Genomic DNA, 12153 nt, shown 5'->3' with positions numbered 1-12153 from the left:
GACAGATGGACCACCACCTCTCCCCCGAGCACGAGGAACTGCGGCGCACGGTCGAGGAGTTCGCGCACGAGGTCGTCGCGCCGAAGATCGGCGACCTCTACGAGCGGCACGAGTTCCCGTACGAGATCGTGCGGGAAATGGGCCGCATGGGGCTGTTCGGGCTGCCGTTCCCCGAGGAGTACGGCGGCATGGGCGGCGACTATCTGGCGCTCGGCATCGCCCTGGAGGAGCTGGCGCGCGTCGACTCGTCCGTGGCCATCACGCTGGAGGCGGGCGTCTCGCTGGGCGCGATGCCGGTCCACCTGTTCGGCACCGAGGAGCAGAAGCGGGAGTGGCTGCCGCGGCTGTGCGCCGGGGAGATGCTGGGCGCGTTCGGCCTGACGGAGCCCGAGGCGGGTTCGGACGCGGGCGGCACGCGCACGACGGCCGTCCGGGACCCGGAGAGCGGCGACTGGGTCGTCAACGGCACCAAGTGCTTCATCACGAACTCGGGTACGGACATCACGGGTCTGGTGACGGTGACGGCGGTGACCGGCCGCGCCCCCGACGGCAAGCCGCTGATCTCCTCGATCATCGTGCCGTCCGGGACGCCCGGGTTCACGGTCGCGGCGCCGTACTCGAAGGTGGGGTGGAACGCGTCGGACACCCGCGAGCTCCACTTCGACGACGTGCGCGTGCCCGCGGCGAACCTGCTGGGCACGGAGGGCCGCGGTTTCGCCCAGTTCCTCCGCATCCTCGACGAGGGGCGCATCGCGATCTCGGCGCTCGCGACCGGGCTCGCGCAGGGCTGCGTGGACGAGTCGGTGAAGTACGCCAAGGCGCGGCAGGCGTTCGGGCGCAGCATCGGCGGGTACCAGGCCATCCAGTTCAAGATCGCCGACATGGAGATGAAGGCGTACACCGCGCGGCTCGCCTGGCGGGACGCGGCGTCGCGGCTGGTGGCCGGGGAGCCGTTCAAGAAGGAGGCCGCGCTGGCGAAGCTGCACTCGTCGACGATCGCCGTGGACAACGCGCGGGAGGCCACGCAGATCCACGGCGGCTACGGCTTCATGAACGAATACCCCGTGGCCCGGATGTGGCGGGACTCCAAGATCCTGGAGATCGGGGAGGGGACGAGCGAGGTGCAGCGGATGCTGATCGCCCGGGAGCTGGGGCTCACGTCCTAGGTCGTGTCCGCAAAGTCGTTGGCTCGTTGGTCTGTTCATGGTGCGTCGTCATGAACTGACCGATGAATCCTGGGCGGTGATCGAGCCGTTACTGGCTCCGCCCCGGATGGGCCGTCCGGTGCGGGACCGACGTCAGGTCGTCAACGGAATCCTGTGGAAGCTGTCGACCGGGGCGGCCTGGCGGGACCTGCCGGAACGCTATGGCCCGTGGAAGACGGTCTACGAACGCTTCCGCCGCTGGTCGGCCGATGGAACCTGGGACCGCCTGCTGGCCCACGTCCAGCAGCATTCCGACGCCGTGGGCGCTGTCGACTGGTCGATCGTGTGTGTCGACTCCACGACGGTGCGAGCCCATCAGCATGCGGCCGGGGCACGAAAAGGGGGCTCTGGCCGGGCGAGGCGATCGGCCGCTCCCGCGGCGGACTGACCACGAAGATCCACCTTGCCTGCGACGGACTCGGCCGGCCCCTGGCCTTCACCCTGACCGCTGGGAACGTCAACGACTGCACCCAGTTCGAGGCGGTGATGGCCCGCATCCGGGTCGCCCGATGCGGTCCGGGCCGCCCACGCACCAGACCGGAGCGGGTGGCCGCAGACAAGGGTTACTCGTCCGTCAAGATCCGCGCCTACCTGCGCGGACGCGGCATCAAAGCAGCGATCCCGGAACGAATCGACCAGATCAACGGCCGCATCCGCAGAGGCCAGAGCCGATGCAGACTCAACCGGGCCGCCTACCGGCGCCGCAACCTCGTCGAACGCTGCTTCAACAAGCTCAAGCACCACAAGGCCCTGGCCACCCGCTACGACAAACGAGCCCGCCACTACCAAGCCATGGTCACCCTCGCCTGCCTACAACTCTGGCTCCCATGACTTTGCGGACACGACCTAGGCGCGTTTCGTCGTGCGGCCCCCTCGACGCGCCTGCGCGCCGTGGGGGCTTCCCTCATGTGTGCGCGGGCGGCGCCGTCGTGGTCGCTCGCGCCGTTCCCCGCGCCCCTGCGGGACGCACCCCCTCTGGACATGCCAGGAACTTAGGTTAACCTACCCTGAGTTCTAGAGACCCAGCCCGGCGCAGGTCCGGCACGTCCGAAAGCAGTGCGAGATGCCCAACGCCCGACTGTCCCGCCCCACCCGCCGCGGCATCCTGGCCGCAGGCGGCGCCATCGGCCTCGGCGCCGCGCTCGCCGCGTGCGGCGACGACAGCGGCTCCAAAGACAGCGGCTCGGGCTCCACGACGAAGGCCAAGTCCGGCCCCTGGTCCTTCAAGGACGACCGCGGCACCACGGTGAAGCTGGACAAGGTCCCGGCGAACATCGTCGCCTTCACCGGCGTCGGCGCCGCCCTGTGGGACTACGGCGTCAAGGTCAAGGGCGTCTTCGGCCCGACGACCACCAAGGGCGGCAAGCCGGACGTCCAGGCCGGCGACATGGACGTCTCCAAGGTCACGGTCATCGGCAACGAGTGGGGCCAGTTCAACATCGAGAAGTACGCGGGCCTCGCCCCGGACGTGCTGATCTCCACGATGTTCGACAGCGCCGGCACCCTCTGGTACGTCCCGGAGGAGTCCGCCGCGAAGATCGCCAAGCTCGCCCCGAGCGTCGGCGTCTCCGTCTTCGACCGCCAGCTGACCCAGCCGCTGGAGCGCCTGTACGCGCTCGCCGAGTCGCTCGGCGCCGACCTCAAGGCCGACAAGGTCGTCGCGGCGAAGAAGCGCTTCGAGGAAGCCGCGGCCCGGCTGCGCAAGGCCGCCAAGGCCCACCCCGACATCAAGGTCATGGCCGGCTCCGCGAGCCAGGACATCTTCTACGTCTCCGGCACGAACCTCTCCATCGACCTGGAGTACTACAAGGCGCTCGGCGTGAACTTCGTCGAGCCCTCGGAGGCCGCGAAGAAGGAGTCCGGCGGCTGGTTCGAGAACCTGAGCTGGGAGAACGTCGACCAGCACAAGGCCGACATCATCATGATGGACGACCGCGCCCAGGCCATCCAGCCGGCCGACATCGACAAGCCGACCTGGAAGAAGCTGCCCGCGGTCAAGGCCGGCCAGGTCATCGCCCGCTCCCCCGAGCCGATCCTGTCCTACGACAAGTGCGCCCCCCTCCTGGAGAACCTGGCCAAGGCCATCGAGACGGCGAAGAAGGTGTCCTGATCCCATGACGACGACGGCCGAAGCCCCCGCTGTAGCCCCTTTCCGATTCTTCGATCTGCAAGTGGTCCGCACGCGGCGGCTCGGCCCGTCGCTGCTCCGGGTCACCTTCACAGGAGAGGACCTCCCGGACTTCCACGGCGGGGGCCGCGACCAGTCGCTCTCGCTGTTCCTGCCGCATCCCGGCCAGGACGCCCCCGTGCTGCCGCCGGTACTGCCCGGCGACGACGGCCGCGCCTGGCACGCGGCGTACCGGGCGATCCCGGACCACGAGCGCGCCATCATGCGCTCGTACACGCTCAGCGGCCAGCGCCGGGTGCCCGCGGAGGAGATCGACATCGACTTCGTGCTGCACAACGACGACCCGGCCGCCGCGGGCCCCGCCTGCCGCTGGGCGGAGGCCGCCCGGGCCGGTGACAGGGTCGTCGTGCTCGGCCCGGCGATCGCGGACAACACCGCGGTGCGCTGCCGCCCGCACGACACCTTCGACCACATCGTCATGTGGGGCGACGAGACGGCCCTGCCGGCCGCGCTGGGCGTCCTGTCGTGGCTGCCCGCGCATGTCTGCGCGCACGTCTGGCTGGAGGTCCCGCACCGCGACGACATCCAGCCGATCGTGTCCCTGGCCGATGTCACGGTGACCTGGCTGGTGCGCGACGAGGACTGCCCCGGCGCCGTCGACGCCGTGCGCGCCGCACAACTCCCCGACTGCGCAAGCCCGTACGCCTGGCTGGCGGGCGAGTCCGGGACCATGAAGGAGATGCGCCGGCACCTCGTGCGCGAACGCGGCTACGACAAGCGGTCCGTGACGTTCGTCGGGTACTGGAAGCGCGGCCTGAGCGAGGACGCGCTGCGGGCGGAACCAGCCGCCGCATAACGCACCACGGTCACTTCCAGCCATTCCAGGCACAGAACGAGGGGTGGGGTCGCGAACTCAACTTAGGTTAGGCTAACCTAAGTAAAGGGTTCGCGACCCCGCCCTTTTTCCTGCCCCACCCGGGAACACCCTCATCCCCACCCGGAGGAACCGTTCATGCGCTCGCACCTGCTCAATGACACGACCGCGGAGCTGTACCGCAGTTCCGTGACCGAGGGAATCGAGCGGGTGGCGGCCAAACTCGCCACCACCACAAGGCCGTTCACGGGCGTCTCCCCGGACGCCCTCTCCCCCGTGATCGACGCCGTCGACCTGGACGAGCCGCTCCACGACACCATCGCCGTCCTCGACGAGCTGGAGGACGTCTACCTCCGCGACGCCGTCTACTTCCACCACCCCCGCTACCTGGCCCACCTCAACTGCCCGGTCGTCATCCCGGCCGTGCTCGGCGAGGCCGTCCTGTCCGCGGTCAACTCCTCGCTGGACACCTGGGACCAGTCCGCGGGCGGCACGCTGATCGAGCGCAAACTCATCGACTGGACCACCGGACGCATCGGGCTCGGCCCGGCCGCCGACGGCGTGTTCACCTCCGGCGGCTCGCAGTCCAACCTCCAGGCCCTGCTGCTCGCCCGCCAGGAGGCCAAGACGGACTCGCTCGCGAAACTGCGCATCTTCGCCTCCGAGGTCAGCCACTTCAGCGTCAAGAAGTCCGCGACGCTGCTCGGCCTCGACGCGGAGTCCGTGGTGACGATCCCCGTCGACAAGGACAAGCGCATGCAGACGCTGGCGCTGGCCGCGGAGCTGGAGCGCTGCCGCCGCGACGGCCTCGTCCCCATGGCCGTCGTCGCCACCGCCGGCACCACCGACTTCGGGTCCATCGACCCGCTGCCCGAGATCGCCGAGCTGTGCGCCCAGTACGGCACGTGGATGCACGTCGACGCCGCCTACGGCTGCGGGCTGCTCGTGTCGCGGAAGAACCGCGACCGGCTCACCGGCATCGAGCGCGCCGACTCGGTCACCGTCGACTACCACAAGTCCTTCTTCCAGCCGGTGAGTTCGAGCGCCGTGCTGGTCCGCGACGGGGCCACGCTGCGGCACGCCACCTACCACGCGGAGTACCTCAACCCGCGCCGTACGGTCGCCGAGCGCATCCCCAACCAGGTCGACAAGTCCCTGCAGACCACCCGCCGCTTCGACGCCCTCAAGCTGTGGATGACGCTGCGCGTCATGGGCGCCGACGGCATCGGCGGTCTCTTCGACGAGGTCTGCGACCTGGCGTACGAGGGCTGGAAGGTGCTCGCCGCCGACCCGCGCTTCGACGTGGTCGTCGAGCCGAGCCTGTCCACGCTCGTCTACCGCTACATCCCGGCCGACATCACCGATCCGGCCGAGATCGACCGCGCCAACCTCCATGCCCGCAAAGCCCTGTTCGCCTCCGGCGACGCGGTCGTCGCGGGCACCAAGGTCGGCGACCGCCAGTACCTGAAGTTCACCCTGCTCAACCCCGAGACGACCCTCGCCGACATCTCGGCCGTCCTCGACCTCATCGCCGGCCACGCCGAGCAGTACCTGGGAGACACCCTTGACCGCGCTTCCTGAGTCCCGTGACTCGTACGACTTCATCGGGATCGGGCTCGGCCCGTTCAATCTCGGCCTCGCCTGCCTGACCGAGCCGATAGCCGAGCTGAACGGCGTCTTCCTGGAGTCCAAGCCGGACTTCGAGTGGCACTCGGGGATGTTCCTCGACGGCGCCCACCTCCAGACCCCGTTCATGTCGGACCTGGTCACCCTCGCCGACCCGACCTCCCCGTACTCCTTCCTCAACTACCTGAAGGAATCGGGGCGGCTGTACGCCTTCTACATCCGCGAGAACTTCTATCCGCTGCGCGTCGAGTACAACGACTACTGCCGCTGGGCCGCCGCGAAGCTCTCCTCGATCCGGTTCTCCACGACCGTGACCGAGGTGACGTACGACGAGGCCGACGGCCTCTACACGGCCGTCACCGAGGGCGGCGCCACCTACCGCGCCCCGCACCTGGTCCTCGGCACCGGCACCCCGCCGCACCTCCCCGAGGCGGTCAAGGACCTGGGCGGCGACTTCATCCACAACTCCCGCTATCTGCAGCACAAGCAGGAGCTGCAGAAGAAGGACTCGATCACGCTGGTCGGCAGCGGCCAGTCCGCCGCCGAGATCTACTACGACCTGCTCAGCGAGATCGACGTCCACGGCTACCGGCTGAACTGGGTCACCCGCTCCCCGCGCTTCTTCCCGCTGGAGTACACCAAGCTCACGCTGGAGATGACGTCCCCGGACTACATCGACTACTTCCACGCGCTGCCCGAGGCTACCCGTTACTCGCTGGAGGAGCGGCAGAAGGGCCTGTTCAAGGGCATCGACGGCGAGCTGATCGACGCGATCTTCGACCTGCTGTACCAGAAGGGCCTGAACGGGCCCGTGCCGACACGGCTGCTCACCAACTCGGCGCTCACCGGCGCCGGTTACGAGAACGGCACGTACACCCTCGGCCTGCGCCAGGAGGAGCAGGACAAGGAGTTCGAGCTGCGCACCGAGGGCCTGATCCTGGCCACCGGCTACAAGTACGCCACGCCCGCCTTCCTGGAGCCGGTCAGGGACCGCATCCGCCTCGACGGCCGGGGCCGCTTCGACGTCGCCCGCAACTACGCGATCGACACGACCGGGCGCGGCATCTTCGTGCAGAACGCGAGCGTCCACACCCACTCGATCACCAGCCCGGATCTGGGTATGGGTGCGTACCGCAACAGTTACATCATCGGCGAGCTGCTCGGCACCGAGTACTACCCCGTCGAGAAGACCATCGCCTTCCAGGAGTTTTCCGTATGAGCACCACCACCGAGACCGTCGGCGAGCTGACCTTCCGGCCGGTCGACCCGCGGACCGACGCGGAGCTGCTGCACCGCTGGGTCACCGATCCCAAGGCCGCCTTCTGGCTGATGCAGGACGCCAAGCTGGAGGACGTCGAGCGCGAGTACATGTCCATCGCGGCGGCCGAGCACCACGACGCGTTCCTCGGCCTGCACGACGGCGAGCCCGCGTTCCTGATGGAGCGCTACGACCCGCGGTTTGTCGAGCTCGTCGGCCTGTACGAACCCGAGCCCGGCGACGTCGGCATGCACTTCCTGACCGCGCCGTCCGACCTGCGCATACCCGGCTTCACCCGCGCCGTGATCACCGCGGTGATGGAGTTCCTGTTCACCGACGCGGCCGTGCGGCGCGTCGTCGTCGAGCCCGACGTGCGCAACACGGCGGTGCACGCCCTGAACGAGGCCGTCGGCTTCGTGCCGGCCCGCGAGATCGCCAAGCCGGAGAAGAACGCGCTGCTGAGCTTCTGCACCCGCGCCCAGTTCGAAGCCGCGGCCGGCAAGGAGAAGGAGGACCCGGCATGACCCTCGCCGACACCGTCTCCCACCTCTCCCCCGAGCGCTGGGCCGAGGCGAACCGCCTGCTGATCCGCAAGGCGCTCGCCGAGTTCGGCCACGAGCGGCTGCTCACGCCCGAACCGCAGGAGGACGGCACGTTCGTCGTCCGCAGCGACGACGGCGCCACCCGGTACCGGTTCAGCGCCCGCCGACTGCGCCTGGACCACTGGCAGGTGGCCGCCGACTCGATCACCCGGCACCGCGACGGCAGCGAACTGCCGTTGCATGCCCTGGAGTTCTTCATCGAGATGAAGGACTCGCTGGGCCTGAGCGACGCGATCCTGCCGGTCTACCTGGAGGAGATCTCCTCCACCCTCTCCGGCACCTGCTTCAAGCTGACCAAGCCGGACGTCACGTCCCGCGAGCTGGCCGCGTCCGGCTCGTTCCAGGACATCGAGACCGGCATGACCGAGGGCCACCCGTGTTTCGTCGCGAACAACGGGCGGCTCGGCTTCGGCATCCACGAGTACCTCTCGTACGCCCCCGAGACGGCGAGCCCGGTCCGGCTGGTGTGGCTGGCGGCGACGCGCGAGCGCGCGGCGTTCACGGCGGGCGCCGGTCTCGAGTACGAGTCGTTCCTCCGTGCCGAGCTGGGCGAGGAGACGCTCGCCCGTTTCGACGGCGTCCTGCGCGACAAGGGCCTCGACCCGGCCGACTACCTCCTCATCCCGGCCCACCCGTGGCAGTGGTGGAACAAGCTGTCCGTCACGTTCGCCGCCGAGGTCGCCCAGCAGCACCTGGTGTGCCTGGGCGAGGGCGACGACGAGTACCTGGCGCAGCAGTCGATCCGTACGTTCTTCAACTCGACGTCCCCGTCGAAGCACTACGTGAAGACGGCGCTGTCGGTCATCAACATGGGCTTCATGCGCGGCCTCTCGGCGGCGTACATGGAGGCGACGCCGGCGATCAACGACTGGCTCGCCGGGCTCATCGAGAACGACGAGGTCCTCAAGGGCACGGGCCTGACGATCATCCGCGAGCGCGCGGCCGTCGGCTACCGGCACCTGGAGTACGAGGCCGCCACCGACCGCTACTCGCCGTACCGCAAGATGCTGGCGGCGCTGTGGCGCGAGTCGCCGGTGGAGTCGCTCGGCGAGGGCGAGCGGCTGGCCACGATGGCGTCGCTGCTGCACGTGGACCGCGCGGGGCGCTCGTTCGCCGGCGCGCTGATCGAACGCTCGGGCCTCACCCCGCGCGAGTGGCTGAAGCCGTACCTGACGGCGTACCTCACGCCGCTGCTGCACAGCTTCTACGCCTACGACCTGGTGTTCATGCCGCACGGCGAGAACGTCATCCTGGTCCTGGACGAGCGCGGCGTGGTGCAGCGGGCGATCTTCAAGGACATCGCCGAGGAGATCGCGGTGATGGACCCGGACGCCGTGCTGCCGCCCGCGGTGGAGCGGATCAAGGCCGAGGTCCCGGACGACATGAAGCTGCTGTCGATCTTCACGGATGTCTTCGACTGCTTCTTCCGCTTCCTGGCGGCGAACCTGGTCGAGGACGGCATCGTGGACGAGGACACGTTCTGGGCCGCGGTCGCGGACTGCGTCCGTGACTACCAGCAGTCGGCACCTCAACTGGCGGACAAGTTCGCCCAGTTCGACATGTTCGCCCCGACGTTCGCGCTGTCCGCCCTGAACCGGCTCCAGCTGCGCAACAACCAGCAGATGGTGGACCTGGCCGATCCGTCGGGCGCGCTGCAGCTCGTCGGCGACCTGGAGAACCCGATCGCGTAAGGGTTCCACGCAGGCCGAAAGGGGCTCGGGAGACGGTCCTCCCGAGCCCCTTTCACGTGCCGACTAGCTTGCGGGCCAGGGCACTTGCGGCGACTTGTAGTAGCCGATGCCGAGCGCGTCCCAGCGCGGCGCCTGCGCGGCGAGCCGCACCTTGTACGCGTCCCAGTCGTGCGTGGCCGCGGGCGACCAGCCGAGCTCGGCGACACCGGGAAGGCGCGGGAACGCCATGTGGTCGAGCTGCGCGGAGGTCGACAGGGTCTCCGACCACAGCGGCGCCTCGACGCCCTTGACGGCCGAACTCGGCGCCCCGGGAAGGTAGTTCGCCGGGTCCCAGTCGTAGGACCGCTGCACCTCCACGTAGCCCGCCCAGGACAGGCCGAGAGGCTCGTCCTTGGTGTACTTCATGTCGAGGTAGGTGCGGTCGGCGGGCGAGATGATCAGGCCCGTGCCGTTCTTGGCGGCCTCGGCGACCTGGGCCTTCTCGGCGGCGCTGGTGCCGTCGAGACCCCAGTACTGCGCGAGCGCGCCCTTGGCGGGCGTGGCACCGGTCAGCTGGTGCCAGCCCACCACCGTCTTGCCGTACTCGGCGACGATCGGCTGCACCTTGTCCATGAAGGTGACGTAGTCCTCGTGGCTGGTGGAGTGCGCCTCGTCCCCGCCGATGTGCAGGTACTTGCCGGGGGTGAGGGCGGCGAGCTCGCGCACCACGTCGTCCACGAAGTCGTACGTGATGTCCTTGCCGGCGCACAGCGAGCTGAAGCCGACGCTGGTGCCGGTGTAGAGCGGGGGTGCCACGCCGTCGCAGTTCAGATCGGCGTACGAGGCGAGGGCCGCGTTCGTGTGCCCCGGCATGTCGATCTCGGGCACGACCTCCAGATAGCGCGAGGCCGCGTACCGGACGATGTCCTTGTACTGGGCCTTGGTGTAGTAGCCGCCCGCACCGCCGCCGACCTGGGTGGATCCGCCGTACGTGGCGAGCTTGGGCCAGGAGTCGATCGCGATGCGCCAGCCCTGGTCGTCGCTCAGGTGCAGATGCAGCTTGTTGACCTTGTAGAGCGCCAACTCGTCGATGTAGCGCTTGACCTGGCCGACCGTGAAGAAGTGCCGGGACACGTCGAGCATGGCGCCGCGCCAGCCGTAGCGGGGGCTGTCCTCGATGGTGCCGCCCGCGACGAGCCACGGCCCGCTCTGCCGGCTGTCGGCCTCCACCCGGGCGGGCAGCTGCTGGCGCAGCGTCTGCACGCCGTGGAACAGCCCGGCGGGCTCGCGCGCGACGATGGTCACGGACCGGCTCGTGCTCGTCAGCCGGTACCCCTCGGCGCCGAGTCCGGTGTCTTTCCGGCTCAGTTCGAGCCGGATGCCGTCACCGGCACGGGCGTCGGTGACGGGCAGCGCGTATCCGGTGGAGGGGCGCAGCACGTCGGCGAGGTAGTCGCCGACGCGGCGCGCGTCGCGCGAGTCGTCGACCCGGATCCGGGTCTTCCCGGTGATCTCGTACGCGGATCCGCCGGCGGCCGCCTTCGCGGGCGCGGGCACGATCTGCCCGAGGGGCGTGGCGGTCTCCGGTGCGGCGGAGGCGGGGGCGACGCCGAGGGCGCCGGCTCCGGTGGCGACGAGGAGCAGGGAGCCGAGCAGGGCCAGGGCCGGCCTGCGGTGTGCTGGGCGATGCGGTGTGCGGCGCGGTCTGCGGTGCGTCCTCACGAACGATCCCTTCGACGGTGGTCGTTGGCGGAGTTCGTTGTGCGAGCTGAGCAACCGATCGGTCACCATGCGTACCGCCCGCCTCTCGGCCGGTCAAGGTGTAGACCACTTCCCGGGGGCCTGATGCCAGAATTGCCCCATGGCGGAAATCATCCAGCGCGACGGCACATGGACGTTCGACGGGGAGACGCTGCGGCTGGTCCCGGGGCGTGACAAGGGTGTGAGCCTGCTCCGCAGGACGCTGGGTGAACTGACCCTGCCGCTGGAGGCGTTGGCCGGCGTCTCCTTCGAGCAGGGCAAGAAGTCGGGGCGGCTTCGGCTGCGGCTGCGCGACGGCGCGGACCCGCTGCTCCAGGCGACCGGCGGCAAGCTGACGGAGGGCACGGACCCGTACCAGCTGGCCGTGGAGTCGGACCGGTACGGGGTCGCCGAGTACTTCGTGGACGAGGTGCGCAACGCGCTGCTGCTGGAGCAGGTCCCGTCGTCGGCCTGCACGGCGTACGTGCTGCCGGGCCCGGCCCTGCCGGTGTCCGTCTCCGCCGGGGACGGCACGGCGAGCTTCGACGGGGAGCACGTCCGGCTGGAGTGGAACTGGAAGACGGAGGACGCGAAGGCCGCGGCCGGGACCCGGCTGCTCGCCCTCGCCGAGATCGCGGCGGTGGAGTGGCAGCCGGCCGTGGGCCTGGAGAACGGCTGTCTCCGCTTCGTCGTCCGCTCGTCCCCGACGAAGGCCCCGCCGAAGTACGACCCGAACTCGGTCGAGCTGTGGGGCTTCAAGAAGGATCCGCTGATGGCGCTGGTCGCGGCAGCCGTCCAGGCCCGGCTGCCGCACCCCGCCGCCCAGGCCGCCCAGGCCGCCCAGCCCGGACAGGGCGTCCCGCCGGCTCCCAAGGAGCTGCCCCCGCGGCCGGCGGCCGCGCCTGCCCCGGCGGAGGACGACCACGACGCACTGCTGCGCCGGCTGCGCGAACTGGGCGAGCTCCATCGGGCCGGAATCCTGACGGACGAAGAGTTCGCTGCGGCAAAGCAGGCGGTGCTCAAGCGCCTCTGACGGAAGCGCTTGAACGG

9 protein-coding genes and 1 pseudogene are annotated in these 12153 nt (G+C 69.6%); 9 read left to right on the top strand and 1 reads right to left on the bottom strand.

The features are described 5' to 3' along the window. Positions 1-5 precede the first annotated feature (5 nt). The 8 genes and pseudogenes from ACQUQD_RS25950 (at position 6) to ACQUQD_RS25915 (ending at position 9384) form a co-directional block, all read left to right on the top strand. The gene (locus ACQUQD_RS25950; RefSeq protein WP_428954529.1) at positions 6-1166 is read left to right on the top strand and encodes an acyl-CoA dehydrogenase family protein; all 1161 of its coding nucleotides are present in this window, start codon (positions 6-8) and stop codon (positions 1164-1166) included. Positions 1167-1203: 37 nt separating this feature from the next. Next, a pseudogene (locus ACQUQD_RS25945) lies at positions 1204-2036 on the top strand (IS5 family transposase). A 232-nt stretch (positions 2037-2268) separates the two neighbouring features. After that, the gene (locus tag ACQUQD_RS25940; protein WP_428954528.1) at positions 2269-3315 is read left to right on the top strand and encodes an ABC transporter substrate-binding protein; all 1047 of its coding nucleotides are present in this window, start codon (positions 2269-2271) and stop codon (positions 3313-3315) included. Between the two features lie 4 nt (positions 3316-3319). Next, complete coding sequence (locus ACQUQD_RS25935) at positions 3320-4189, top strand: siderophore-interacting protein (protein WP_428954527.1); 870 nt, start codon at positions 3320-3322, stop codon at positions 4187-4189. 156 nt (positions 4190-4345) lie between these two features. Beyond that, positions 4346-5788 (top strand): lysine decarboxylase DesA, encoded by a 1443-nt coding sequence (gene desA / locus ACQUQD_RS25930; protein WP_428954526.1) that lies wholly within the window; start codon positions 4346-4348, stop codon positions 5786-5788. After that, positions 5772-7052, top strand: coding sequence for a lysine N(6)-hydroxylase/L-ornithine N(5)-oxygenase family protein (locus ACQUQD_RS25925; protein ID WP_428954525.1), 1281 nt, complete (start codon positions 5772-5774; stop codon positions 7050-7052). The genes desA and ACQUQD_RS25925 overlap by 17 nt, the downstream gene beginning before the upstream one ends. Next, complete coding sequence (locus ACQUQD_RS25920) at positions 7049-7615, top strand: GNAT family N-acetyltransferase (protein ID WP_428954524.1); 567 nt, start codon at positions 7049-7051, stop codon at positions 7613-7615. Before ACQUQD_RS25925 ends, ACQUQD_RS25920 begins: the two co-directional genes overlap by 4 nt. After that, positions 7612-9384 (top strand): IucA/IucC family protein, encoded by a 1773-nt coding sequence (locus ACQUQD_RS25915; protein ID WP_428954523.1) that lies wholly within the window; start codon positions 7612-7614, stop codon positions 9382-9384. The genes ACQUQD_RS25920 and ACQUQD_RS25915 overlap by 4 nt, the downstream gene beginning before the upstream one ends. 63 nt (positions 9385-9447) lie before the next feature. On the opposite strand, the gene ACQUQD_RS25910 is transcribed toward ACQUQD_RS25915, so the two are convergent. Further along, positions 9448-11019 carry a beta-N-acetylhexosaminidase gene (locus ACQUQD_RS25910; protein ID WP_428957660.1) on the bottom strand — a complete coding sequence of 524 codons (1572 nt, stop codon included), beginning with the start codon at positions 11017-11019 and terminating at the stop codon, positions 9448-9450. Positions 11020-11224: 205 nt separating this feature from the next. On the opposite strand from ACQUQD_RS25910, the gene ACQUQD_RS25905 reads away from it, so the two are divergent. Then, positions 11225-12136 (top strand): DUF4429 domain-containing protein, encoded by a 912-nt coding sequence (locus ACQUQD_RS25905; protein WP_428954522.1) that lies wholly within the window; start codon positions 11225-11227, stop codon positions 12134-12136. The last annotated feature ends 17 nt before the right edge of the window (positions 12137-12153 follow it).

It is taken from the genome of Streptomyces sp. cg35 (assembly GCF_050410835.1).
Classification (GTDB): Bacteria; Actinomycetota; Actinomycetes; order Streptomycetales; family Streptomycetaceae; genus Streptomyces.
The sequence above is the reverse complement of the archived record's forward strand: the minus strand, read 5'-3'. Positions and strand labels throughout refer to the sequence as shown.

Excerpts from the sequence above, each read along its gene's own strand:
- ACQUQD_RS25950 (WP_428954529.1), top strand. The coding sequence starts at position 6 with ATGGACCACCACCTCTCCCCCGAGCACGAGGAACTGCGGCGCACGGTC.
- ACQUQD_RS25940 (WP_428954528.1), top strand. The coding sequence starts at position 2,269 with ATGCCCAACGCCCGACTGTCCCGCCCCACCCGCCGCGGCATCCTGGCC.
- ACQUQD_RS25935 (WP_428954527.1), top strand. The coding sequence starts at position 3,320 with ATGACGACGACGGCCGAAGCCCCCGCTGTAGCCCCTTTCCGATTCTTC.
- desA (WP_428954526.1), top strand. The coding sequence starts at position 4,346 with ATGCGCTCGCACCTGCTCAATGACACGACCGCGGAGCTGTACCGCAGT.
- ACQUQD_RS25920 (WP_428954524.1), top strand. The coding sequence starts at position 7,049 with ATGAGCACCACCACCGAGACCGTCGGCGAGCTGACCTTCCGGCCGGTC.
- ACQUQD_RS25915 (WP_428954523.1), top strand. The coding sequence starts at position 7,612 with ATGACCCTCGCCGACACCGTCTCCCACCTCTCCCCCGAGCGCTGGGCC.
- ACQUQD_RS25905 (WP_428954522.1), top strand. The coding sequence starts at position 11,225 with ATGGCGGAAATCATCCAGCGCGACGGCACATGGACGTTCGACGGGGAG.